22 protein-coding genes are annotated in these 25,743 nt (G+C 43.6%); 20 read left to right on the top strand and 2 right to left on the bottom strand.

Annotation, left to right across the window (positions count from 1 at the left end):
• Window positions 1–255: 255 nt before the first annotated feature.
• The 8 genes from HWX64_RS03480 to HWX64_RS03515 all read left to right on the top strand — a co-directional run bounded on the left by HWX64_RS03480 (window position 256) and on the right by HWX64_RS03515 (window position 11,147).
• Window positions 256–2,043: a sensor histidine kinase gene (locus tag HWX64_RS03480; protein ID WP_175987295.1), complete on the top strand. Its 1,788-nt coding sequence runs from the start codon at window positions 256–258 to the stop codon at window positions 2,041–2,043.
• Entirely contained in the window at window positions 2,018–3,610 is a 1,593-nt protein-coding gene (locus HWX64_RS03485; protein WP_254871030.1) for a response regulator, read from the top strand. Before HWX64_RS03480 ends, HWX64_RS03485 begins: the two co-directional genes overlap by 26 nt.
• A complete protein-coding gene (locus HWX64_RS03490; RefSeq protein ID WP_175987297.1) occupies window positions 3,607–4,944 on the top strand; it encodes a sugar ABC transporter substrate-binding protein in 1,338 nt (445 codons plus the stop codon). Before HWX64_RS03485 ends, HWX64_RS03490 begins: the two co-directional genes overlap by 4 nt.
• Before the next feature lie 267 nt (window positions 4,945–5,211).
• The gene (locus HWX64_RS03495) at window positions 5,212–6,096 is read left to right on the top strand and encodes a sugar ABC transporter permease (protein WP_175989623.1); all 885 of its coding nucleotides are present in this window, start codon (window positions 5,212–5,214) and stop codon (window positions 6,094–6,096) included.
• A gap of 15 nt (window positions 6,097–6,111) precedes the next feature.
• A complete protein-coding gene (locus tag HWX64_RS03500; RefSeq protein ID WP_175987299.1) occupies window positions 6,112–6,990 on the top strand; it encodes a carbohydrate ABC transporter permease in 879 nt (292 codons plus the stop codon).
• 28 nt (window positions 6,991–7,018) lie between these two features.
• On the top strand, window positions 7,019–8,629 hold the full coding sequence (locus tag HWX64_RS03505; protein ID WP_175987301.1) for an ABC transporter substrate-binding protein: 1,611 nt from the start codon (window positions 7,019–7,021) through the stop codon (window positions 8,627–8,629).
• Window positions 8,630–8,692: 63 nt separating this feature from the next.
• Window positions 8,693–10,198 (top strand): glycoside hydrolase family 32 protein, encoded by a 1,506-nt coding sequence (locus HWX64_RS03510; protein ID WP_175987303.1) that lies wholly within the window; start codon window positions 8,693–8,695, stop codon window positions 10,196–10,198.
• 4 nt (window positions 10,199–10,202) lie between these two features.
• On the top strand, window positions 10,203–11,147 hold the full coding sequence (locus tag HWX64_RS03515) for a carbohydrate kinase (protein WP_175987305.1): 945 nt from the start codon (window positions 10,203–10,205) through the stop codon (window positions 11,145–11,147).
• Window positions 11,148–11,253: 106 nt separating this feature from the next.
• Here the strand turns inward: HWX64_RS03515 and HWX64_RS03520 are convergent, their stop codons facing one another.
• Window positions 11,254–12,066 carry a pentapeptide repeat-containing protein gene (locus tag HWX64_RS03520; RefSeq protein WP_175987307.1) on the bottom strand — a complete coding sequence of 271 codons (813 nt, stop codon included), beginning with the start codon at window positions 12,064–12,066 and terminating at the stop codon, window positions 11,254–11,256.
• Between the two features lie 411 nt (window positions 12,067–12,477).
• Here HWX64_RS03520 and HWX64_RS03525 point away from each other — a divergent pair, with 411 nt between their 5' ends.
• From HWX64_RS03525 to HWX64_RS03565, 9 genes are all read left to right on the top strand, one after another.
• Complete coding sequence (locus tag HWX64_RS03525) at window positions 12,478–13,503, top strand: SIS domain-containing protein (RefSeq protein WP_254871031.1); 1,026 nt, start codon at window positions 12,478–12,480, stop codon at window positions 13,501–13,503.
• A 69-nt stretch (window positions 13,504–13,572) separates the two neighbouring features.
• Window positions 13,573–14,841: an ABC transporter substrate-binding protein gene (locus tag HWX64_RS03530; RefSeq protein WP_254871110.1), complete on the top strand. Its 1,269-nt coding sequence runs from the start codon at window positions 13,573–13,575 to the stop codon at window positions 14,839–14,841.
• A gap of 78 nt (window positions 14,842–14,919) precedes the next feature.
• Entirely contained in the window at window positions 14,920–15,789 is an 870-nt protein-coding gene (locus tag HWX64_RS03535; protein ID WP_175989625.1) for a carbohydrate ABC transporter permease, read from the top strand.
• A gap of 5 nt (window positions 15,790–15,794) precedes the next feature.
• Window positions 15,795–16,682, top strand: a complete 888-nt coding sequence (locus HWX64_RS03540) for a carbohydrate ABC transporter permease (protein ID WP_254871032.1) — start codon at window positions 15,795–15,797, stop codon at window positions 16,680–16,682.
• Window positions 16,683–16,688: 6 nt separating this feature from the next.
• Window positions 16,689–17,504, top strand: a complete 816-nt coding sequence (locus tag HWX64_RS03545) for a PfkB family carbohydrate kinase (protein WP_175987311.1) — start codon at window positions 16,689–16,691, stop codon at window positions 17,502–17,504.
• Between the two features lie 65 nt (window positions 17,505–17,569).
• Window positions 17,570–18,313 carry a GntR family transcriptional regulator gene (locus HWX64_RS03550; RefSeq protein ID WP_175987313.1) on the top strand — a complete coding sequence of 248 codons (744 nt, stop codon included), beginning with the start codon at window positions 17,570–17,572 and terminating at the stop codon, window positions 18,311–18,313.
• Window positions 18,314–18,328: 15 nt separating this feature from the next.
• Window positions 18,329–19,009 carry an HAD family phosphatase gene (locus tag HWX64_RS03555; RefSeq protein WP_175987314.1) on the top strand — a complete coding sequence of 227 codons (681 nt, stop codon included), beginning with the start codon at window positions 18,329–18,331 and terminating at the stop codon, window positions 19,007–19,009.
• Between the two features lie 291 nt (window positions 19,010–19,300).
• Entirely contained in the window at window positions 19,301–20,125 is an 825-nt protein-coding gene (locus HWX64_RS03560) for an SDR family oxidoreductase (RefSeq protein WP_175987317.1), read from the top strand.
• A gap of 909 nt (window positions 20,126–21,034) precedes the next feature.
• Complete coding sequence (locus HWX64_RS03565; protein WP_175987319.1) at window positions 21,035–22,069, top strand: hypothetical protein; 1,035 nt, start codon at window positions 21,035–21,037, stop codon at window positions 22,067–22,069.
• Window positions 22,070–22,229: 160 nt separating this feature from the next.
• Here the strand turns inward: HWX64_RS03565 and HWX64_RS03570 are convergent, their stop codons facing one another.
• On the bottom strand, window positions 22,230–24,008 hold the full coding sequence (locus HWX64_RS03570; protein WP_254871033.1) for a PHB depolymerase family esterase: 1,779 nt from the start codon (window positions 24,006–24,008) through the stop codon (window positions 22,230–22,232).
• A gap of 251 nt (window positions 24,009–24,259) precedes the next feature.
• Here HWX64_RS03570 and HWX64_RS03575 point away from each other — a divergent pair, with 251 nt between their 5' ends.
• The 3 genes from HWX64_RS03575 to HWX64_RS03585 all read left to right on the top strand — a co-directional run bounded on the left by HWX64_RS03575 (window position 24,260) and on the right by HWX64_RS03585 (window position 25,742).
• The gene (locus tag HWX64_RS03575) at window positions 24,260–24,991 is read left to right on the top strand and encodes a bifunctional 2-polyprenyl-6-hydroxyphenol methylase/3-demethylubiquinol 3-O-methyltransferase UbiG (protein ID WP_175987321.1); all 732 of its coding nucleotides are present in this window, start codon (window positions 24,260–24,262) and stop codon (window positions 24,989–24,991) included.
• A gap of 70 nt (window positions 24,992–25,061) precedes the next feature.
• On the top strand, window positions 25,062–25,466 hold the full coding sequence (locus HWX64_RS03580) for a hypothetical protein (protein WP_175987323.1): 405 nt from the start codon (window positions 25,062–25,064) through the stop codon (window positions 25,464–25,466).
• Between the two features lie 69 nt (window positions 25,467–25,535).
• Entirely contained in the window at window positions 25,536–25,742 is a 207-nt protein-coding gene (locus HWX64_RS03585) for a hypothetical protein (protein ID WP_175987325.1), read from the top strand.
• Window position 25,743: the final 1 nt, after the last annotated feature.

A 25,743-nucleotide genomic window follows, 5' to 3' on the forward strand; every position in this document is an offset into this window, starting at 1 on the left:
GGGTGCCCCGTTTTTTGTGCATTATTTTAAGGCCCGTCCCAGCGCGCGTTAATGCGTTAATGTATGTTGGGACGGGCTTTAAAGTTTTGCAGGGGCATAGGATTATGTTAGTTATGACACTTCTAGATATATTAGGGATTTTTCCTGCTCTCCCTCTCTTTCAGTCTTTTTACCCACCTGATTCTATGGTAACTTTAATAAAATAATAGTTTTATTTTTCAAACAATAAAATTACGCAGTTACCATGGAGGCGCTATGTTTTTCTCACTTCGCAACCGATTATTTATGATTTTCACTTTGCTGCTGACCTTTCCATTTCTAGTTCTATCAATCTTAATTCCCAACTGGTTTACGTCTATCATGGAAGAACGCACGACAAGTTCGACGATTGAAATGATGGAGCAGTATTCGTTGTATATTGATTCGATCACGTCACAGGCAGAGGATTTAGGAAAGCAAGTACTGGTGAACCCTACCACTCAGGAATGGATTAAGTCTGAGGAGAATGACAGGGAGGCAGGGAGTGCCGAACGTCTCCTGATGAAGAACCAGTTGAAGGCAGAATTATCTTCCATGATGATCAACAATTCCAAATCGATGTCTGTATCGGTTTTTCTCAACGATGGGACGGGGACTGCGGGAAATCTTCCTCCGCTAGAAAAAACGATATGGTTCGATGATTTCTATAAAAACGATCAGCGCTGGCTCCGGTCACATAATGATTTGATGGCTGATCACGTGAACAGTTACCTTCTTCCCCTCTTTGATATCAACACGCTTGATTTATCCGGGGTCATCAAAGTGAACTTTCCATCGTCCCTCCTTGAGAAAGCATTAAGCAAGATCAAGCTGGGGGAGAAAGGGAGAGTCTATCTCCTGGACAGGCACGGCAGAAATGTGCTGACCGGGAGTATTGATACACCTGAGAAGGTATTAAAAGAAAGTTTAAACACCATAAAGACAGAGCCCAAAAAGTCAGGATTAATAGAGGTCCCTTTCGAGAAGGAAGAGTATATGCTTTTCTATCAGAAGGCAAGGGTCGGGGAATGGATACTGGTCAGCGAAATTACCAAGTCCGAATTGTTCTCCCGGATCAATGAGCTTCAGAAGAACCTTCTTTTGACAAGCGGCTGGATATTCTTATTGACGATTATGGCGTCTTATCTGCTTTCTTCAACGATTGTAAAACCTTTAGGGAAATTGACCGGTGCCATGAAGCTGGTTGAAACGGGAGATTTTAAGAAAGCCAAGCAATTGATCCCTTTCATTAAGACAGCAAATGATGAAATTGGCTATGTGGTGGATGTGTTCGGCCAGACGACCAACCGTTTGGACACCCTGATTGAAACGGAATATGAAGCCAATATACGCAGGAGGGATGCGGAGTACAAAGCGCTGCTGCTGCAGATCAACCCTCATTTCCTCAATAATACCCTGGAGACCATCGGCGGGCTTGCAGCTCAAGGGAAGAACAAAGAGGTGATCGATGTGACGATTCATTTAGGGAGAATCATGAGATATTCCCTTAACACGGAATCGGATACGGTAACCCTCGGTGAAGAGATGACCTATATACGGAGGTTTTTGGAAATTCTGAAGCTGCGATATGAAGAGGCCCTTTCAGTTTCCATTGAGGAAGATCCAAAAGCTTCTGCGCTCCCAATCATAAAGTTTGTCATCCAGCCTCTCGTGGAGAATTCTGTGAAATACAGCTTCATAGAAAAGACGGAGGCAGTTCTTCGTATCTCGACCAAGAAAGTGGATGACTGGGTGGAGATAAAGATCGAGGACAATGGAATTGGAATTCCTGAGTCCATTGTGAAGGAATTGAAGCGAGACCTGGGCGGTCACGAATCGCGGGCTGTATGGGTAAGCAAAGGACGCAGCATCGGACTTAAAAATGTCCTGGGGCGTTTGAAGCTGTATTACGGAGAGAATTTTACCTATCACATTACATCTGAAGAGAATCAAGGCACAACCATTTCCTTGTGCATAAAAAGTGGAGAGGGGGATCATCATGCTGAAGGTGATTCTGGTCGATGATGAAATTCAAATTCGAAAAGGGCTGAAGTGGAAAGTGGATTGGGAAGAGGAGGGCTTTGTTATTGCCGGTGAAGCTGCGAATGGCAATGAAGCGCTGCAGGTCATTGAAGAGGTGAAGCCCGATCTGGTCCTGACCGATGTTAGAATGCCGGTAATGGACGGGATGCAGCTTGTGAAAGTGTTATCGGCTAAGTACACGGATATCAAGGTGATTGTCCTGTCTGGATACGCGGATTTCGAGTATGTACGTTCCTCTTTAGTCGGAGGAGTGAAGGATTATCTGCTTAAGCCTGTTGATCCCGTTGAACTGACGGCAGCACTTAGGAAAAGCAGTGGCGAAATTAAGGCGGAAAGGCAGAAAATGATGGAAACGGACAGAATGAACCAGGCTCATGCAGAAGAAATGAGGGAACAATACCTGCTTCATTTGGTGAAGGATGAATGGGCCGGGATGAATATTGCCAAAGAGAGACTCAGTCAGCTGCAGCTTGATATGCTGGCAGGTGAGAACGCTGACGTACAATTCATTACCGTAGAAATACGAAGCAGTGAACGAGAACAGGTCAGGGAGTTGTTTCTTCCATTCAAGATGCTTTGCAGGGAATTATCCTATGAGTATGAAGGAATCACGTCCTTCTACGACGCGAGCTACCCGACCATGATTCATTTCCTTTGCCATCATAACCCAGGAGAAAATCAAGTCCCTGGCTTTGTCCAGAAGCTTCAAAAGAGTGTCAGCGCCTATTTGAACCTGGAAACAGTCATCGGGCTGGGGAAAATGGTCAGGGGTTTATCACAATTAAAGACTGGTTACATTTCTGCGCTTCTCTCCTGGAGCCAAAGTTCAGCTGATGCCACATCCCAGCTAATAGATGGAACCATGAGTAAACAAACCATCGAATTCACCGAGGATGTAGAATGGAAGCTATCCAACAGTTTGGAGCAAGGGGAATTCACCTCCTTCAAAAACCATCTTTTGGCTGCCTTTGACAAATGCCACCGGCAATCGGTGATGTCTTATTCCTTTGCAGCAAGCCGTGTGCTCTTCATGCTGGGGGCAGCAGCAAGAAAGTATGATCTTTATTCGGATGATATGAAGAAAAAGATGTGGAATTGTCAACTTGGCATATGGGAGTTAACCTCCCGTGAACGGGTCAAGGGAGAATTGCTGGAGCTGGCTGGGGTCATTACGGAGAAGGTGACTGAAACCCGTCATTCCCCAAATGGAACGGCCATCGTGGAAAATGTAAGACAATATATGGACAGGCATTACGCAAATGAAATTTCATTAACGTCCCTAGCTGAACAATTTCATATCAACTCGGCCTATTTATCTGAGATGTTCAAAGAACTGGTCGGGCAGAATTTCAGTGATTACCTCGTGAATCTCAGGATGGACAAAGCACGTGCCTTGTTGAAGGATGAACAGCTGAAGATCATCGAAATCGCCCACCTTGTCGGGTATTCCAATTCAGGTTATTTCAGCACGGTGTTTAAGAGGCGCTTTGGGCAAAAGCCGCTTGATTACCGGAAATCCATGACTGCGGATGAGGGGGGAGTGCGATGAAGTATAAATTAACCCTCCTCTATGTAATAGCATCGTTACTCGTATTGACAGCAGGGATCTACAGTATCTTCTATTTCACTTCCTTCCAGGAAACCAGCAGGGAGAAGGCTGGCGGGGAAATGGATGAACAAGCAAAAATCCGCCTGACATTCTGGAGAAATAGTGGGACAAAACTTGAAAATCAGGCGTATGAAGAGCTGGTGGCTGACTTCAATGAAGAGCATCCCACAATCGAAGTGGAGATGGTCCCTGTACCTTACGGGGATTATGAGTTGAAGCTGAGAACTGAGATGGCAGCTGGAGACCCCCCTGATGTTTTGACAATCGATACGCCGACCCTCGCCCTTTATGCCAGTGCGGGCAGTCTTATGTCCCTCGACGATTATATGAGGGAAGAAGGCAACATAGAGGATCTGGCAGCCCCTACGCTAAAGGGGATCACATATGAGGACGAAATCTACTTATCTCCTATTGCAGAATCTAGTGTCGCCCTTTTTTACAATATTCATTTGTTTGAAAAAGCAGGGGTGCCCCTCCCTTCCAGAAATCCACATGATCCAATGACGTGGGACGAGGTTCTGGAAGCAGCTAAGAAAATTTCTGCTTTATCCCCTGAGATCACAGGAATCGACCCAGCTCAGGGATTCCCGGATGGGGAGTCGCCTTCTTACTTCAAGATGCCTATCCTTTGGCAATTTGGAGGAGGTGTATTAGATCAAAGCAATCAGACAGCGAGTGGGTATTTGAATTCTCCTGCGTCACTGCGAGCTCTACAGTTTTATCAGGATCTATACCAGAAATACCGGGTGGCCAAGGTCGAACTTCCCCAGGAAGCATTGGAGACCAATAAGCTCGGTATGACCGTCCTGGGTTCCTGGATGCTGGAGAGTCTCAGTACGATGAATCCTGATTTTCGGCTGGGTGAGGATTTCGGGATTACCGCCCTGCCAAAAGGGAGCCAGCAGGCGGTCCCAAACGGAGGATGGGCCCTCGGTATTTCCTCTGAAACCGACTATCCCGATGAAGCCTGGGAGTTCGTCCGATATATCACAAGCTTTGAAGGAGCAAAGAAATATGTAGAGATTACCGGGGATGTTCCAGCACGCTATTCTGTTGCAGAAGCCTTTCCCGAGTTCAGTGAGTATCCAAAAAATATTTTTGTGGAACAGGCACAAAAGTACTCCAGGAATAGACCGATTACCCCTGCTTATCCAGTCGTAAGTGATGCAGTCAAAACTCTTTTTGAAGACGTGGGAATTGGAGGAAAGGATGTTCGAACATCGGCGGAAGAGGCGGTTAAAAAGATTAATGATGAACTGAATGATCTGGAATAGGAACCTTTGGCAGATGCCAGAGGTTTTTTTGTGCGGTAAACTCCCAAAAAAATTAAACTGTCTTACCCAAAAAAAGTAAACGTTTTCATCCTGTTATTCTTGTAAAGTGAAATCAACAGACAGCCTCACCTTAGTGGACAGGGTAGTTCTTCTAAACAACTTGATTTTATAAAGGGGGTCAAAAGATTGCAAGAGCTTGCCAAAGCAGATACACAAGTCATATCTGAAACAAAGAAAAATACGAAACTCAAAACCAAGCTCCACTACATGAAGAAAAACTATATTCTCTATTTGTTTCTTGCACCGGCTATCATTCTTACAATCATCTTCAAGTATGTTCCTATGTACGGTGCATCTATTGCCTTTAAGGATTTCAGTCCCATCAGGGGCATCAATGGCAGTGAGTGGGTTGGACTCAAGCACTTTACCGACTTTTTATCGTCTCCAAATTTCATGGATATCCTGATCAATACTCTTAAATTGAGTTCCTTCGAGCTCCTGATCGGGTTTCCCATACCGATCATACTCGCACTCATGTTGAATCAGCTCCGAAAAGCAGGGGTGAAGAAGAATATTCAACTCATCCTTTATGCACCACACTTTATTTCAGTCGTCGTCATCTCAGGAATGATTTTTCTGTTTCTGTCACCTACGGGTCCTATTAACGCGATGTTGTCGGTTTTTACGGATAAACCAATTTCATTTATGTCGGATCCCGATGCTTTCAGAAGCATCTATATCTGGTCAGGGGTTTGGCAGGGCGCAGGATGGGCCTCCATCATTTATGTTGCGGCACTCGCCAATGTGGATCCCCAGCTTCATGATGCTGCAACCGTGGATGGTGCGTCACTTCTGCAGCGCATTTGGCATATCGACCTTCCGACGCTGAAGCCTGTGATGGCAGTATTATTCATCCTGGCTGCCGGGGGCATCATGGCCATTGGTTTTGAGAAAGCCTACCTGTTACAAACGTCTATGAACCTGCCAACCTCGGAAATTATTTCGACTTATGTATACAAGCGGGGATTACAGGCTGGAGACTATTCATTCGCTACGGCAGTGGGATTGTTCAATGCTGTCATCAATGTCATCTTGCTGGTTTTCGTCAACCGGGTGGTAAAGAAATTAAACGAAGGCGAAGGTCTTTTATAGAAAGGAGGAGACGAAGTGTATCAATACACCAGGTCAGATAAAATCATTCTATTCATCAACAAAATCCTGCTTGGGGGAATTGTCGTCATTGTTCTTTTTCCGTTGATCTATGTCCTTCTATCCTCGGTTCTTGAGCCGAATGTGCTGGTCAAAAAAGGTTTATTCATAAGCGGCTCGGATTGGACTTTTGAAGGGTATAAACGGATCTTTGAGGATGGGACCATTGTCAAAGGATTCATTAATTCTATTCTCTACTCTGTCGGGTTCACACTCGTCACCGTGCTTGTTTGCGTCTTTGCAGGGTATTCACTCTCCGCTGAAGGACTTGTAGGCCGGAAATTCATCATGGTGTTTTTTCTTATCACAATGTTTTTCAACGGGGGCTTAATCCCTACGTATATGGTAGTGAAGGACTTAGGCATGCTGAACACGATTTGGGCGATCATCATTCCTAATGCCATCAATGTGTGGTTCATCATCCTTGCGAGAACCTATTTCAAGTCGATTCCGAATGAGTTGAAGGAAGCTGCCAGGATTGACGGAGCATCGGAATTCAGGATATTCCTAAACATTGTGTTTCCTTTGTCAAAGCCGATTATCTTTGTCATCGCGCTGTATGCGTTCATCGGGCAGTGGAATTCATATTTCGATGCGATGATCTATCTTGAGGACCGGGACTTGTACCCGTTACAGCTCGTCATGCGCTCGATCCTCATCCAGAATGAGGTACAGCCGGGAATGATCGCGGATCAGCAGGCGGCCGCGGAACTTCAAAGAATATCAGAAATGATCAAGTATTCATCTATCGTCTTAGCTAGCCTGCCACTGATCATTATGTATCCATTCTTCCAGAAATACTTTGAAAAAGGTGTTATGGTGGGATCTTTAAAATAATCTACTTTAAAACAATGGGGGTTTGAAAATGGGTAAAAAGATCAATAAAATGTCGGCGCTTCTGATGTCAGGTATGCTGCTTGCAGCAGGCTGCAGCAACAATAGTGAAAGTGCTTCTTCTGAGAATTATGAATTAGAAAATGTGAAATTCCCTTTGGAAGAACAGGTGACTCTTAAGATGATGACATCTAGTTCACCGCTTGCTCCTGACGATCCAAATGAAAAGCTGATCTTCAAAAGACTCCAGGAAGAAACGGGTGTGAAAATCGACTGGACCAATTATACAGCAGGAGAAACCTTCAATGAAAAACGGAACCTGGCCGTCGCCAGCGGAGAACTTCCAGACGCAATCATGAATGCGGGCTACAGTGATTATGAGCTGTTAAAGCTTGCAAAGGATGGAGCGATTGTCCCTGTTGAGGATTTGATTGATGAGCATATGCCCAATCTGAAAAAAGTCTTGGAAGACGCGCCTGAATATCGTGCGATGATGACAGCTCCCGATGGACATATTTACTCCTTCCCTTGGATTGAAGAACTTGGTTCAGGAAAAGAGAGCATCCACTCCGTCGATGACTTCCCTTGGATAAATGTAGAGTGGCTAAATAAATTGGGCCTTGAAATGCCTAAAACAACAGATGATCTGAAAGAAGTCCTTAAGGCATTCAAGACACAGGATCCAAACGGAAACGGAGAGGCGGATGAAATCCCGATGTCCTTCATCATTAATCATGGAGGGGAAGATGTCTCCTTCTTGTTCGGATCATTCGGACTGGGGGAAAACTGGGATCACACCGTCGTTACAAATGATGGGGAGGTAAAACTGACGGCAGCCGATGAAGGGTATAAGGATGCCATCAATTATTTGAATGAGTTATACAAGGAAGATTTAATCGATGTAGAAGCCTTTGAACAAGATTGGAACACCTACCTGTCGAAAGGAAAAGAAGGACGTTACGGCTTGTACTTCACGTGGGATAAAGCAAACATCACGGGTATGAACGATAAATACGATCTGATGCCTGCGCTTGAGGGACCTGATGGAACGAAGAATGTAACAAGAACGAACGGAATGGGATTTGACCGGAACCGAATGGTCATCACGAGTGCTAACAAGAACCTTGAATTGACGGCGAAATGGATTGATCAATTTTATAGTCCGCTTCAATCGGTTCAAAATAACTGGGGAACCTACGGCGATGACAAGCAGCAAAATATCTTTGAGATGGATACTGCAAGCAATTCATTAAAGCACCTTCCATTAAAAGGAACGGCGCCTGTAGAGCTTAGGGAAAAAACATCGGTCGGCGGTCCGCTGGCAATCCTGGACGAATATTATGGAACCGTGACGACGAAACCGGATGATGCTGCCTGGAGACTGGGGCTTATGAAGGATGTCATGGTACCGGATATGAAGGCGGAAAACATCTACCCGCGAGTATTTTTCTCTCTTGAAGAATTAGATAAGCTTTCAAAGATCGAAACCGATTTGCTTGCTTATGTGAAGCGTAAAAAAGCAGAATGGATCACAAATGGGAAAGCAGATGAAGAATGGGCAGATTATTTAAAAGAACTTGATCGTCTCGGATTGCAGGAATGGCTGAAAATCAAACAGGATGGATATGATCGAAACCAATAACATATTCAGGCTGTACCTTGCTTAGGCAATCGTACAGCCTTTTGAATGAAAAGGAGGATTCATATGACAAACGATTATCAAGAAAAAACTACTTTATATTCAGAAACCCATCGTCCACAATTTCATTTTTCCCCAAAGGAAAAGTGGCTGAATGATCCCAATGGGATGGTCTATTTTGAAGGGGAATATCATCTCTTCTTTCAATATCATCCTCATGGGACTACGTGGGGTCCGATGCACTGGGGGCATGCGGTGAGTCGCGATCTGATTCATTGGGAGGAGCTGCCGGTCGCCCTGTATCCTGATGAGCATGGTGCTATTTTCTCCGGTAGTGCGGTGGTCGATTGGAAGAATACCTCAGGTTTCTTTGAAGAAGGGAACGGGGGGCTGGTAGCCATTTATACAAATGCGGACACCTATCCGGATTCCGATCGACCGAGACAGAGACAAAGCCTTGCGTTTAGCCGTGATAAGGGCAGGACGTGGGAAACATACAAAGGTAATCCTGTCCTCTCAGATGAAGACATTACCGATTACCGGGATCCAAAGGTATTCTGGCACGAAGAATCTGAACGTTGGGTAATGGTGCTGGCGACGGGTCAAACGATTACGATTTATACGTCCCCTAACTTGATTGACTGGGAGTTCGCGAGTGAATTTGGTCAGGGCGAAGGGGCCCATACAGGGGTATGGGAATGCCCCGACCTGTTTCCACTTATGGTCGACGGAAATCCCGATCATGTGAGATGGGTGATGCTGGTGAGTATCGGTGATAACCCTCATCATAAGGAAGGTTCAAGGACCCAGTACTTTGTTGGAGATTTTGACGGCAAGACGTTTATCAATAGCTATGATGGGGACACCATTTTCTGGCTTGATCACGGAAGGGACAATTATGCCGGAGTGAGCTGGTCCGATATCCCTGAAAAGGACGGCAGACGCATTTACCTTGGATGGATGAACAACTGGAGATATGCAAACCATGTCCCGACTGAGTCATGGAGAGGAGCCATGACGCTGCCTCGAGAGCTGAACTTGATCTCAACTGCAGAGGGTATTCAGCTTTTACAAAAACCTGTATCCGAGATAAATGAAATCAGAAAAGAACCGCAGATCTTCAAGGTAATTGGATTGACAGAAAAAGGGTACTCGATCGATGTAAATCATGAATTAGTGGAAGTGAATCTTTCTGTAACGTTTGAAGATGCACAAGAGTTCGAGCTGGTTATCAATCATTCAACAGATGAATTAACCAGTGTGAATTATAATCGATTCACCGGCATGTTATCGGTCGATCGGACTCAATCAGGGAAAAGCGGGTTTTCGGATTCCTTTTCTGGAATCTCCGAGGTCTCTGTGGATTTACTGGACGATACACTCATCCTTCAGCTATTCCTGGACGCTTCTTCCCTGGAGGTATTCGCACAAGGGGGCAGGAAGGCATTGACCAACTTGATTTTCCCGAAGCAAACAAAGTGCACCCTTTCCCTTTCTGCACTTGGGGGCGGGGCCATGGTTGAAGAGATCTCGATTACCAAACTATCCTCTATATGGGGAAAGGGAGTTTGATAACATGAATGAACCATCGATCCTGTGCATTGGTGAATTGCTCATCGATTTCTTTTGTACCGATATCGATACCGACCTGGTTCAGGGACAATCCTTTTCAAAGCAAGCAGGAGGGGCTCCAGCCAATGTGTGCGCCGCCATTTCCACACTTGGGGGGAGCGCCAGATTCCTGAGTAAGGTTGGAAATGATCCGTTCGGCCATTTCTTGATACAGACCATGAAAGATCTTGCCATCGATGAATCATCCATTCTTCTAGATGATGATCATCCTACGACATTGGCGTTTGTGTCATTGAAAGGGGATGGGGAAAGAGATTTTGTGTTTAATAGGGGGGCTGATGCCCAGCTGAGCCTCAAAGAGCTTCATGAAAGCGACTGGAGGGAATCTTCGATCATTCACTTCGGTTCCGCAACTGCCTTACTGGAAGATCCCTTCAAGTCGGCATACGTATCCTTCATTCAAACGGTCAAAGAAGCAGGCAAATTCATCTCCTTTGATCCGAACTTTCGAAAGGATCTGTGGAAAGGGAGAGAAGGGGACTTTGTGGCGCTGGCCGAACATTGCATAAGTCAAGCTGACTTCGTCAAAGTAAGCGAAGAGGAATGTAAGATTATATCTGGATTCACACAGCTATCAGATGGAGTTGAATGTCTTCATACGCTGGGAGCGAGTACCGTAGCCGTCACCTTGGGGAAAGATGGAACCCTGATTTCAAACGGAAAAGAGTCGTGTATTGTCCCAAGCATCCCCGTTCATTCCGTCGATTCGACAGGGGCAGGGGATGCATTTGTTGGAGCGGCTCTGTATCAATTCAATCACTCTCAGGATCCGAAAGTACTCGTGGAGAATTTCACTGAATTAAAGAGCATCATTTCCATCAGTAATCGCGTGGGGGCAGCTGTTTGTACAAAAATGGGGGCAATCAACGCAATCAGAGAAATAAAGTGATGGGATTCTTATAGGTTACTTTATGGAAGCTCATTGGAGAGCTTTTCTCTGCAATTGGTTTTAGGCCAGGATATTTCCTGGCCATATTTGTTCCTAATGATATGTTCTACCCCAACCAATGCCGTGGCTTATCCAAGTAATCCGGAAGTTTAGTATGAATATCGCCGATTGCTGAATTGACTTGTGATTGTGTCAGGAAGAGCGTATCTGTTAGGTCAGCACCGCGTAAATCGGCATCTCTAAGGTCGGCACCGATAAAGTCAGCCTTCTTTACATCACTATTTCTTAAGTTTGCACCAATCATTAATTTTCCGCGAAAATCTTCACCTTGAAGGTTTAATCCTTTTAGATTCGCTCCCAATAAGTCTCTATCTTTCTTGATTCTAATCCTCTTAACTTTATGATTCAGGTCGCTTCTATATAGTTTGCTAGTCTCTATTAATAGTGCATTGACTTTGCTTCTATGTGCAGGAACATCTATTTCTATCATTTCCTTTGGATTTTTTATGGTTAGCTCCATCGTTTCTTCGTAACTTATTTGAAGGCTGGATTGAATCGATTGAGTTTCTTTTAGATTTAAGGCTTGCTGGAGATACCAGAGCATTTCATGCAGCTGCTGGACAATAGGATAAACAGCAAGCATTTCTTCTGCTTGTTCAGCATCTTCACGCCAATCCCTTCCGTTATAAATAGACTGGGAAACATGCTGGCCAGCACCGAAACACTCATAAGATACACAACCACGGAAGCCTTTTTCCCTCAATTGGCCGTGTATAGCACACAAGTTGTCTGAACATAAATTTCTGCAAGGCTCTCCACCATCTTTGTTCAAAGGGAAATCAGCAGATTTTCCATAAGGTAACGCCACGCAGCATAACCCAAAGCAATTTTTACAATCCGACTTTAATTCATGTAACATCTTCAGCACTTCCTATATTTTATATATTGAAATTGTTAGTCATTCAGTAGTTTTTTTGAGTTTATATCCTTACACACTACGAATAAATTGAATATTATTATATTCCATATATTAACATAGGGCAGCGGGAAGAGGGGACAGGTGATGTGGCCCATTTTTAGAGGGGGGTTGCCGGTCACATTCTCCCGTTTAAAAAGCTTTAAAAAAAGAGTTGGTTTATCAGTTATCCGTCATACTGCTAAGCCGGCTCTTTTTGTATTACATAAAACATAACTGAAAAACATGTCGTAATTTGTATATTGAAAATAGTATGAAAATTTTAAATAAACTGTTTACATATAACGTCATATGACGTATTATAATTATCAATATGATGTCACATAACATCATAAAATCTCGGAGGTGCTTTTCATGACACATTCATTATCTCAATCAGCAATCAAAAACAATGGAAAGGAGGGAATGAAACAAGAGCATGTAAATCAAATTCAAAATGCCATTAACGCAATTGAGAAGAAAAATATTCAAAATGTATTTTTCGTAGCCTGCGGCGGATCCATGGCGTCCTTATCGTTTGGCGACTACTTCGTTACGAAAGATACTGGAAAACCAAGCTTCGTTTATACTTCTAACGAATTTGTCCATTCCGAACCTAAAGGGTTAAATGAAAACAGTCTGGTTATCTTGCGTTCTCACTCTGGAACAACACCGGAAACAGTTAAAGCAGCTACATATGCTAGAAATATAGGTGCCTTGACTGTTGCCATCTCGATGGATACAGAATCCCCGCTTTGCAAAGAAGCAGAATATGTCCTTCACTATAATTACAAAGATGGATCAGATGCCATTGATGGTGAAATCGGTATTTATTACACATTTATTTTCAAATTGTTAAAAACCCTTACAGGTGACGAAAAGTATGATAGAGGAATTGATCAGTTAAGCAATCTTGAAGGATTAATCGAAACGAATCAGGAGAAGCATAAAGATGCGGCTTTTGAATTCGGTAAGCGGAATAAGAGAGAGAAAACCATTTATACGATGGCAAGCGGCGCGTATATCCATCATGCATACTCGTTCACCAGCTGCCTGTTGATGGAAATGTTATGGATCAATTCAAATGCGATTCATTCAGGTGAATACTTCCACGGTCCGTTTGAAATCACGGATTATGATGTTCCATTCCTGCTGATTGTCGGTGAGGGTCCTAGTAAGCCTTTGGATCAGCGTGCGCTGGATTTCGTCACAAAATACAGTGAGAAAGTAGAAGTGGTAGACGTCAGCAAATTCGATTACAGCGGTGTGGATGATGATTTGAAAGAGTATTTTGGTCCAGCCTTGGCAGGTCCTGTCATGCGCCTGTATGCAGATGGTTTGGCAGAGCACACAGGTCACCCGCTGTCTGTTAGAAGATACATGTGGAAAATGGAGTATTAATTGTCATTCACTTGGTGTAAAATCTATTAAAAAAATAACGGTATGGATGAGGGGATATTAGTGAAAAAAATGTTGAGCTTTCTTCTAGCAGGCTTTACCGCTGCCAGTCTTCTGGCAGGGTGTAACTCATCTGACTCAAGTTCCGCATCTAAAGAAGGGGAAGTCGTTATTGATTTCTTTCACCGTTGGCCAAATGAGCCCAGAAAATCATTCTATGATGAGAAAATCAAAGAGTTTGAAGAATCGCATCCTGGTGTCACCATAAATGTCGATTCTGTTTTGAATGACTCTTATAAAGAAAAGGTAAGAGTTTTAGTATCAAACGATGGCCTGCCTGATATTTTCTCTTCATGGTCAGACTCCTTTGCTGAAAATCTGGTCAGCTCCGGCCGGATAAAAGAGCTGGATGACATCATTAGTGAAGACCAAGAATGGAGCGGAAATATTCTTGAATCCCAGTATCAAGGGTTTACCTTTGATGATAAAACATATGGAATTCCTTTCACAGTAGATGGAAAAGCCTTCTTCTATAACAAACAGATCTTTGAAAAACATAATATTGAGGTTCCAAAGACTTACGATGAGATGCTTAAAGCATTGGATCAATTAAAGTCAGCTGGCTATGAAACTCCTCTTGTCGAAGGGTTAACAAATGCCTGGGCAATTTCTCACTATATGGGTACGATCTTTGACCGCGTTGTGGATCCTGAAGTCCGCGAGGCAGACTATAAGCTGGAGAGTACTTCCCCTTTTACAGATGAAGGATATATTAAAGGGTTGGAGATGTTCCAAGAGCTGACGGGTTATATGGGAGAAGTCTCTACCGCCATTGATCACGAAGCAGCACGAAATATGTTTGCCGCTGGAGAAGTGCCTGTTCTTTATATGCAGTTTGCTGAAGTAGGGTTGGTTCAAGAGATTGGGGATGTAGAAATTGGTTTCTTCAACTTCCCTGAAGTAACGGATGGAGAAGGACGGGCGGATTCCCTGACCGGTGCTCCTGAAGGCTGGATGCTTAGCAAGGATGCTCCTGAAGAAGCGGTTGAATTCCTGAAATTCTTGACTTCCGAGGAAACAGCTCAGGAATTCACGAAAGCAGACGGCCAATTAAATGCCGTGAAAAATGGCGTCACTGAAGAAAACACGAGTCCTACCAGCTATGAAGCGTATCAAATTGTGTTAGATGCATCCAATACAGCACCATGGTTTGATAATGCGGTTGATATTACGATTGCAGATATCTTCATGCGTGGCGGTCAGGAACTGGCAACGAAACAAAAAACACCAGAAGATATTATGAAAGAGGTTCAAAAAGAAGCAGCGAAAATGAGTGAGTAAAAGGGAGGGCCCTGACATTCGGGTGTCGGGGCTTTCTCATTAACATGAAAGTGGGTGACACGCTTGAATTTTAAAAAAATGTCTTTAACGCCAATTTTGTTCCTTCTGCCAACCGTCCTATTTTTAGGTATTTTCATTTACATACCACTCATTCAAAACTTTTATAACAGCTTCTTTGATTTCAATGTGTTTTCAGATTCAAAAGAGTTTGTAGGTTTAAGCAATATAAAAGAATTATTTCGGGATGAAGTGATCGGGATAGCATTCTTAAATAACCTGAAATATGGAGCGATATCGGTGATCTTTCAGATATTCTTTGCCTTGATACTGGCTAGTATTCTAGAAGATAAGTTGTTTCGGAGAGTCGCTCCAGCACTGAGGGTCATTTATTTTATCCCTGTCATGATCTCCATTTCGGTCATCGCTCTGTTATTTGGCTTTGTATACAACCCGCAAATCGGTTTGTTAAACAGCTTTCTGGAGTTAATCGGACTCGGTGATCTTGCAAAACCCTGGCTTGGTAATTCGACGACTGCGATCTACAGTGTCATTGCCATGTCACAATGGCAGAGTATCGGCTTAATCACGATGCTGTTCATTGTCGCTATTCAAAAAATCCCTGCTGAATTGTATGAAGCCTCCCACATAGATGGTGCCGGGAAGATCCGTCAGTTCTTTCATATTACACTACCCCAAGTAAAGGAAACCATGTTTGTCAATCTGTTGATTACAGTCACTGGTTCCATCCTGGTCTTTAATGAACCCTATATTTTAACCAATGGCGGACCTGGCAACGGTTCGATGACACTAGCCGTCCATATGTATCAAAATGGATTTTTCAAGGACAATATGGGTTATGCTTCTTCAATCGCAACACTGATGTTTTTATTGTCAGCAATCTTTGCATTAGTCCAAATCAAAGTGTCTAAAACTGGAAAGGAGGATTGAAGAAGGTGAAACTGGAAAATCTTACAACCGAAAAAACACTTTTACCTGCTCCTCAAAGAAACTACATGCCGCTCAAAACGCGTATATCGAGAAATATCGTTTTTCTTGGATTATTGATTTTCGCCTTGATGATTCTATACCCGCTTTTTTGGATGTTTATCTCTTCTTTTAAAAGTTATCAGGAAATTTATTCAAACGTTTGGGCACTTCCGAGTGAATGGCATTTTGAAAATTATGCATTGGCCTGGGAAAAAGGGATTCAAAACTATTTCTTGAATAGTGCTTACGTTACTGGCTTTTCAATCCTCCTTACGGTGATGTCAGGGACGATGGCTGCCTTTGTCCTGGCCCGGCACCGTAATCGCTGGATTGATGCGGCTCTTCTATTCATCATTGGCGGTTTAATGATGAATCCAGAGGTTGCTCTCATTCCTTTGTTTGAAATTCTAACATTCTTTAACTTAATCGATACGAGATGGGCGTTAATCTTAACGTATGTGGCTTATAGACTTCCTCTTACGATTATCCTCATCCGCGCTTTCTTTATCACAGTACCAAAAGAGCTATCAGAATCTGCTTTAATCGATGGATGCAGTGAGTTTGGGATCTATTGGAGAATCTACTTGCCTATGTCCATCCCGATCGTCATTACTTCCGTTATTATCAACGCATTTTATGCATGGAATGAATTTCTGTTTGCGACGGTATTTATCAATTCCAGTGAATTGAAAACGATCCCATCCGGATTGATGGTCTTCAGAGATGCTTTGAGAACCGATTGGGGTGTCTTATTATCTGGAATGGTGATTGCATCAGTACCGATGGTGATTCTATTGATTGTTCTACAAAAATATTTAGTACGAGGCTTATCTGAAGGCTCGGTGAAAGGATAGAAACCTATGAACCTAATTACGATTGGTGACAATGTTGTAGACTGCTATTTGGATCGTAACGAATATTTTCCTGGGGGGAATTGTGTGAATGTGGCTGTAAATGCCAAACGCAATGGCGCAAGCACGGTTGCTTACATTGGTATCTTTGCTACGGATGGACCTGCTGACCATATAAAGGCGGCCCTGCAAGAAGAGGGAGTAGACTTCCGGTTCTCACGGGATGCTATCGGCATTACCGGCCAGCCGAAAGTGGCGCTTACAGAAGAGAACGACAGAGTATTTATTGGCGGTCCTAAAGACACTGTCCAACATCGCTTTAAAATCCAACTTATTCAGGAAGAAGTGGACTACCTTAAACAATTCGACCTATGTCATGTGAGCTGCTATTCCTCCATGGAAAGTGAGCTGGCTAAGATTGCGAAAGAAATTAAGGTTTCGTATGATTTTTCAAATCGGAAAGATCTGGAATACATCGCATCCATTGCTCCATATGTGTCCTATGCTTTCTTCTCGGCTGCAGAACTATCCCAAGCAGAACTGAATGAATTTGTTGAAAGCCTGGCCCCGTTTAACTTTGATATTATAGGGTTGACACGTGGAGGAGAGCCTGCTGTATTTGTTCATAACCAGACCATTTACAAACAAACATTACGAAGCATAGAAGTGGTCGATACGATGGGTGCAGGAGACAGTTTGATTGCCGGCTTTCTAACTGAATATGTGAAAAACAACGACATCGAAAAGGCAATTGAAAAAGGGACCTTCTCAGCAGAAAAGACATGTCAGGTGTACGGCGGATTCGGCTACCCTGCAAAGATGTAATTCATTTTATTTCAACAGAGGTTCATGTATAATTATTGTAAAATTGAGATATTGAGGCGTTGACAATGGAAAAAGATAATCTAAATCGAGATCAGCTTTATTTATATGAAGAAATCATGACTGGCCTTAAACAATATATTGATAACCATGGATTAAAAGAAGGGGATCGGATCCCTACTGAAAAAGAGCTGGGAGATTTGTTTAATGCCAGCCGGATATCCATCAGACGTGCCATCAAGGAATTAGTGGAGGAAGGCACGCTGAAAATTGTCAGAGGTAAAGGAACATTTGTAAGTGCTCCAAGAAAAGAAATTCATTTGTTGGATTTGCAAGGTTTTTCAGAAGGACTGACCACCGATAATGATATCATCACGAAAGATATCATTTCTATCCAGAGAGTGGAAAGTAATGAGGAATTAGACAGGATCTTCGAAAATCAATACGATGAATATATTGAACTGGTTAGAAAAGTTTATCGCAATGACCAGGAGTTAAGTCTGGACTTTGCGTATTTACCGACAGACCTTTATCCTGGCATCGAAGAAAAAATTACTCCTGAAAGTTCAACCTTCGCCATCATCCATGATGATTATGGAATAAAGTTTAAAAGAGTAAATAAGAACTTGGAGTTTGTTCATCCTGATGAAGAACTGCAAAGACACTTAAAGGTGAATAGCTTACAGTTGCTCGTGTCGGTTGATAAAGTGATCTTTGGTGAAAATGATGCCCCCGTCCATTACTCGAAATACTATTTAATTGCGGAACGGGTGAAATTGAGTTTGGAGCATATTATAGACCAAAATGAATGAAAGAGGGTGAAGGGAATGTATAAAGCAGTTATTTTTGATTTTGATGGATTGATCTTAGATACGGAAACCCTTCATGTGGAAATTTTTGAGGAAATGTTTAATGACCATGGTATCGAATTTCCTTTTGGAGATTGGATTGAACATATCGGAACAAAGAGCAACTTCACCATCTTTGATCTATTAGAAAGGGAGCTTGCCTCGGTGAAAGTAGACCGTGAGCTTTTAAAAGCCCAAAACCACAAGAAATTTTCAGAACGGGTACGCGTACTCGAGGCACGGCCGGGGGTTCTTGAATACTTGAAGGACGCGAAAGCCGAAGGACTAAGGATTGGACTGGCATCAAGCTCTAACAGAAAGTGGGTTTCGGAACATTTAACGAACCTTGATCTGATTGATTATTTTGAAACCATACGAACGGCAGACGATGTGGAATTCGTAAAGCCGGATCCTGCTTTATATCAGTTGGCTGCAGAAGACTTAGGTGTTACGCCGTCAGAGTGCATTGCCTTTGAAGATTCTGCAAATGGAGCATTGGCTGCTGTTGAGGCTGGTTTAACATGTATCATTGTCCCCAATCATACGACCCGGCATTTGAAGTTTCCAAATGTGAAACAAAGATTGAACTCCATGAGTGACGTATCTTTCTATCAACTGCTGGAAGAAATGAATATCCATTTTGGTAAGGAAAATAGGTAATTCATTTTGTACAATTATTCCCCGTAAACTTCATGAATTTCTACAATAAACTGTATGCGGTCTACATGTAAATCCCGGTACATGTAGACAAGTATCCCCTCTAAATAAAATAGGATTGCCACTTTATATACTTCTATTAATTTATTGTTCCTGCCCCCCTGCATGGTGGAGATTTAGTATGGAGGGAGGCAGGAACCGTTTTCTAAACCTTCATAAATGCTGTTATGTTTAGTCTTTCACAAACCAGGATAAACCCTCTATATGACTAACCATATAGGAGGCTTTTCAAAAATGGGAAGACTGAATCAGAAAATTACCGTGATCACAGGGGCGGCAACCGGAATCGGGGAAGCCACTGCCAATGTTTTTGCAGAAGAAGGGGCTGTCGTCATCTGCGCAGATGTGGATGAAGTGCAGGTGAGGAAGACGGCTGAACATATCAAGTCTGAGGGCGGAACGGCAGAAGCGTATCACCTCGATGTATCCAGCGAAGAGAGCGTGAAGAATTTTGCCGGGTATTTGAAGGACACGTACGGTAAAATCGATGTTCTGTTCAATAATGCAGGTGTGGATGAACAGGGAGGGAAGGTCCATGAATACCCTGTGGAGCTCTTTGATAAAATCATCGCGGTCGATCTGAGGGGGACTTTCCTCGTCAGTAAATATCTTATCCCATTGATGCTCGATAACGGGGGTTCCATCATCAATAACGCCTCGATGTCCGGCCATGCAGCCGACCTTGACCGCTCGGGTTATAATGCGGCAAAAGGCGGCATCATCAACTTTACGAAGGCGATGGCCATCGATTATGCACGCCACGGCATCCGGGTGAACTCCTTGTCTCCGGGTACGATTGAAACCCCGCTCATTGATAAACTCGTAGGCAGCAAACAGGACGAAATGGGCCAGAAATTCAGGGATGCCAACAGATGGATCACCCCGATGGGCCGCCTCGGCAGCCCGCGCGACATGGCAGCCGTCGCCCTGTTCCTGGCCTCGGATGACAGCGCGTATGTGACCGGTGAAGACATCAAGGCGGACGGCGGTATCATGGCATATACATGGCCTGGAAAAATGTTGATTGAAGAGGATGAGTGGAAGAAGGGGACGGAATAAATAAGGAAGTCATGGGATTGTCATTTGGATTCCGGTGCTTTTTTAATACAAGAAATATTCATATTCAAAATGAAGAAACTCGCCAATTTCTATGGCGGGTTTTTCTTATGGTAGGGATTTTCTCTACTCCTACGTTAATAAATACTTGTAACAAGGCGGAGAGGGAATAAGAAGAGATCCATAAGCATATGGCCAAACCGATGGTGTTTTTCCTGAATTTTTGGTAGAGCGGGGACGAGCCCCGTTCTACCTTTATATTTTACACAGGCAAAATCCTTACTGGACGCTTAGGGAAATTAAGTAAAATTGGCACCACCGCTGGTCTGGATTGGTTATTTTTGTAAAACTCAGCATAAAGTGAAATAATTCAGCATAAATCTCTAAAAGTCAGCATAAACTCATTTTTTTCAGCATAAATCAAAATATTTCAGCATAAATCCTGAAAAGTCAGCATAAATCGTAATAGAGCCAGTCAAAGAGGGGATTTGAGGACCGCTGAACCGGTTCTTATTGCTGCCAATCAAGCAATTCATTCCACTTTGAACCTTTTTCAAGCAACATTTTAAAAATACAAACCACTTTCTAGATTTACGTGCAACATTTTGATTTCAATCCACTTTTCTCGATATTCCTGCAACTTGTCGAAAAATCTTTAATTAATTGCTGGAGAATGGCGGATTCTCTTACTTCTGAAGCACCCTATGCTTTTCGCGAGACCATTGGGACAGGTGCGTTGGTTCATTTTTTTGGACCGTGGTACCTGTCCCTCTGGTTTGTTAATACGTTAACCAGGGGGGGATAAAAGCGACGCCAGATGCATATGTCCCAACCGATGGCACTTTTCCTTCGTTTCTTGTATGATTTTAATTGTATATGTAATTTGTAGTTTTAGAGAAACGAGTGGTCATCATGGAACAAATCAGAAGTTTAAAAGTCATCAATCCTGCTGCAGGTGCCATTGTCATGGCATTGGGGATTTTTTTATATTCGACAGTTGATGTCATCCCTTGGCTAGAGGAAATCGCCAATGTTCTGGTCATCCCGTACTTGCTCTTATCACTTATCATATTTCTGGCTATATTATTTCAGGTGTTTCAGCCGGGATTCATCACGCCTTTCATTCATAATCCCGTAAACTCTTTTGTCATGGGATCCTGGGTTGCCGGTTTTTCCATCGTATGTAATGTGATTCATAAATTTATACCTGGAACCGATACATTGATTTTTGGGATGGCAATTCTGAACTCGATTATTTTTGTCATTTTTCTAGGTTTTTATATTCGTAATTTCAAGGAACTGGTCAGCACACCGGCTAAATATACGATTCACGGAGTTGTGTTACTATCAACTGTTTCAACCCAGTCCATAGTGATTCTGTGGATTAAACTGGTCCCTTCGTTGTCGAACATCATTTTTATCATTGGTATCTCGCTTGGTCTTTGCTTTTACCTCTGCGGTGTCGCTTTAATAGCTAAAAGATATTTCTTTTCCAAAGACTGGTCGCTTTCCGAGGATTGGGCGAATACCAATTGCATCTTGCATGGCGCATTATCCATTTCCGGTTTAGCCCTGGTGTTATCACACTGGATCTCGCCTTCCGGGTTAACGCTTTACTGGCTTGCAGTATTTATTCTTTTAATCATAATAGAAACAATTGAAATCCTGAGAGCAGTGGTGAGGGTGAAGGGACTTGGTTGGAGAAAAGGGGTCTTTACCTATCAAATCAGTCAATGGTCAAGAAACTTTACGTTCGGTATGTTTTTCGCTTTTACGAATACGATGGCTGCGGATCCTATGTATGCAAATATAGACCTTCCATTTCAACGCCTTGTCCTGAGCAGCCTTCCTTGGATTATTCTTGTCCTGCTGATTGTGGAGATTTATTTGTGGATCGACTCTAAGGTAATGGGAAAGAGGATAGTGCGGGGACAATTCTATTTCTAATACTGGTTTTCGGATAAATAGTTTGATGCCTGACCCCCTTCATAGTTTATCCGGGGACCGGGCATTCTTTTGTCCTGATCCCCGGCACGGTGAAGCTTTGGTGTACCGGGGGTCAGGCAACATTTACATCTAGAATCTAGTATTGCTTTCTCTTTTTACTTTATTGGATTGCTCCATTAACAATAAGAACAGGCGACAGTTCACCACTTCCTCCTCCATAAAACTCGATTTGGTTCGTGGAAAAGCCTGGCGTGGTCACGGCTTTCAATCTGAATTGCGTTTTTCCATTTTTATTGATTTGCGCCAATGCGCTGGCAGGCAGCTCGAGATCGATATAACCGGAGGCAGGAGGAGACTGGATGCCTGTAACGTTACTCAAGCTGGCAAGCGCTGAGTAATCGCTTTGTTCAATCCCCGCGGTCCCGAAGGTTCCATTTTTTATATCTGCAGAAATTGATGATACCGTGCCCGTGAGTGACTTAATGTAAAGACGGACGGTGGCCGACTCAACAGTGGTTTGCGCCAGGCTGCTTGTATCGAAAGAAAGAATTCCTCTGAACGTGTCTGTGTTATACATTCCTTTATCCCCAACTTTGATGTCCCCGGTACCTTTGCCATCCGCCGTGAACTGGCCGGCGAATCCATCTTCCAAGGAGATGGAAGGGGTGGTGATGCCTTCACCTGGCGGGACCGATTCATCGATCACATAGATTTCTTGTTTGATGGATTCCGTGTTTCCTGAAGTGTCCCTGCTGAAGAAACGGAGGGTGGTATCCCCGTTGATTTGGATCGGACCTGTGTATAAAGCGGAGTGAGTGGTCGGGTCCGAGCCGTCTGTTGTGTAGTAGGTGGATGCCTCTTCATTTGCCTGCAGGGATACTTCTACCGGTTCGTTGTAGGTGCCTCCTTTTGGAGAGGCAGCGGTGACCGGTGCGGTGGTGTCGTTTTCACCGCCGTTATCATTGAAAGAATCAAAGAAATCAAACATCATCCGGCTCGCATCAGGACCTTGCGGATCGGTATAGCTGCCCTGTGAACTGCCGCCAGACCAGGCATGGCCCATGCCCTGTACCTTCACTTTCCTCATCCACACCTGTCCGTCCCCGCCTTCGAAAGCACTGACGCTGTAACTTCTGCCTCCAGAAACAGTGGAGTTCTCGGTCCGTTCAGGCTGGTCATCAATCCAGCCGTCAGCCGTCCCGTTATGAGCTAAATCATTGGTGACGGCCCACTGAGAAATGACCTGATCCCCGTTAACCGGATAGACCGTGTAATCGGAGGTTCCATGAAAGACCATGACGGGCATTACCTTAGCACGGCTTCCCATTGCCTGATAAGCCAGATTTCCTTGCTGTGCCGGGTTCGGTCCGCCGCTGGACATTGCTGTAAATGCACCTGTCATATTGGTCGCTGCCTTATACTCAAGGCCGGCCCCGACGCCAATCCCGGAAAAGATGTCAGGATAAGTGGCCCCCATGATCACACTCATGGCAGCCCCTGCTGACAGTCCAGCTGCGTAAACGTGATCACCCTGGATTGAATAGGAATTCTTAATGGTGTTCACCATACCGGCAATTACAGCCGGTTCCCCGCTTCCGCGTGACTGATGGGCAGGTTCAAACCAGTTCCAGCATTTATTTGAATTCGCGCTGCTCGTTTGCTCCGGATAGAGAACAAGGAACCCTTTTTCATCAGCAAGTGCATTCATCTTCGTACCGGTGGCAAATTGACCCGCATCCTGTGTGCAGCCATGGAGCATGACATACAAAGGGTAGCTGATGCTTGAATCGTACCCGTTTGGAACATAGAGCTTATATGGCTTGCCGCCATAAGAACCGTCCAGGAACTGACCTGCAGCCGAGGAGGAAACTGGAAACAGTGTTCCTGCAAAAATCAACATCAAAGCAACCGTCATCATCCACATCCGTTTACCTGTCATAAAATGAAATCAACCCCTTCCACTTGGTAACCAAATTGTATAAGGGGGGAGTTACAAACGAGTTACAATGCTTATCTATCAAGTAACTCTAAAAGTTGCATTTTGGGTTGTTTCACCAACCTTGTTATATTAAAAAATAAATATCTCTTTGGAGAAGAGCTGAGGAATATAAAGGAATATATATTTCTATTATTTTACAAATCTTGTGTTAAACTAATTAAAAATAGAATGTGCGAAAAGGGTTGAACTAAATGGAGTATAGAGGAGCAAGTGCATATGATCAGGAGGATTTCTTTTCAACTTATATGAAACGCAGGGATCGGAAGGACAGCCCCAATAACGCAATCGAGGGTCCGATCATCAAGGAGCTTCTTGGAGACGTTCATCACAAAGACATCCTGGACTTAGGCTGCGGGGACGCTTCGTTTGGTAAGGAATTATTGGACCGGGGTGCAGCCTCATATACCGGGTTAGAGGGTTCGAAACAAATGGCGGCAGCCGCCCAGCGGAATGTGGCTGATAAAAATGGGACGATCATCCGCGAGAGTATGGAATCATATCAATATCCAGCGGCAGCCTTTGATATCGTCACTTCCCGTTTTGCCATCCACTATGTATCTGATTTCCAATCTTTGTGTCAACACGTACATAAAGCGCTAAATGAGAATGGAAAGTTTATATTCAGTGTGCAGAATCCGCTCACCACTTCCTCGTTTGCAAGCAAGAAAACCGGGGACAGGCGCGGGGACTGGATCGTGGACGACTATTTTCTAGAAGGGGAAAGAAAGGAACCCTGGATCGATCAGGTGGTGGTGAAATATCACCGGACGATTGAGCAGTATTTTCGCACGCTTCCCACTTGCGGTTTTAAAGTGGAAGATCTGCGTGAAGGTACCCCAAAGCGCGTGCATTTCAGCAGTGACGAAGAGTTTGGGAGGAGACAGAGGATTCCGATTGTGCTTATTTTTTCCTGCAGGAAGTGAAAGGTTTGGGAATATAATTGAGTGATCCAGATGAGAGTGTATATGCCTTATTTCAAAGGGGCTGAAACCAATGTTTCTAAGAAAAAAGATAAAGTCAGAAAAGAGCCCAATTAAAAAATCAGTCTTCCTGACTACGGACCTGATTTTATGGATAATCATTCTTTCTAGCCTTTTCCTGATGGGAAATCTGCTTCTTAAGATAAGTACATATGGCGTGAAGATAGTAGTGAAGAGTACGGCCCTTACACTGAAAATGCTCACAAAACCGCTGTTTTCTCCATTTATATGGTCGTCGGATCCAGAAAGCAGTGTTCTTCATTTCGTGATGAACATGGGGATTTTTTTTGTGGTATTTACCTTTGGGTTCTGGGTGAGGCAGTATAAAAAAGTGATGGGCGTGATCTTATTGCTGGTCTTTTTCATCGCAACAGGTATTTGGTATTATGTTTATATTTTAAGTGAGGCAGTGATGTAAATCAGCATATCGTTTCTCGCTTAATGTAACGTGAAAACAAGGTAATTCCATTTAAAAGGAATGGTGAAGATGGTAGTTAAGATTAGTGAATTACCTGAAAAGCTGGCATTTACAATAGGGTTATCATTGATCCTAGTCAGTCCAATCGTCTTATTTGTCATACCATTTGGTAAATGGATGGGCATGATCGTGCAAGCGGTTATTTGGTTTATTGCTGTCTTATTTATTCTAAGTGCTGCTGATAAAAGACATTCAAGAACCGGGAAAGGTAAATGAG

The organism is Bacillus sp. Marseille-Q1617 (assembly GCF_903645295.1).
GTDB lineage: Bacteria > Bacillota > Bacilli > Bacillales > Bacillaceae_B > Rossellomorea.